This is a genomic window from Pseudomonas sp. Colony2 (assembly GCF_019382755.1).
Classification (GTDB): Bacteria; Pseudomonadota; Gammaproteobacteria; order Pseudomonadales; family Pseudomonadaceae; genus Aquipseudomonas.
This window is the reverse complement of the sequence record NZ_CP080030.1, coordinates 2,220,932-2,221,266: the sequence shown is the minus strand read 5'-3', so window position 1 is coordinate 2,221,266 and position 335 is coordinate 2,220,932. Positions and strand designations below refer to the sequence as shown.

General features: G+C 61.5%; 1 protein-coding gene. It reads right to left on the bottom strand.

What is annotated here, in order from left to right; genetic code table 11:
- Nucleotides 1-335, bottom strand: a 335-nt coding sequence (locus JV201_RS29605) for a fimbria/pilus outer membrane usher protein (RefSeq protein WP_257903299.1), incomplete at both ends; no start/stop codon positions are given.

Genomic DNA, 335 nt, shown 5'->3' with positions numbered 1-335 from the left:
CTGTAGCGCCAGGTATTTTCCCGCAGCATGTTGGCCAGGGTTGCGTACGGCTGGGTGAATCGGCGCTCGCGGCCATCGGCTTCGGTGATGATCACTTCCAGGTCTCCGCTACCCGAGGCGGCGTTGAGGTCGTTGATTTCAAACGCACCCGGAGCCACGTAAGTGGTGTACAGCGAGTAGCCGTTCTGGCGCACTTCGACCTTAGCCTGGGTTTCGGCGATGCCACGGATCACCGGGGCGTAGCCCTGCATCGAGTCCGGCAACATGCCCATGTCCGAGGCCAGTTGCACACCGCGAAACGGTACGCTGTCAAATACGTCGCCAGGGGTGAAGCT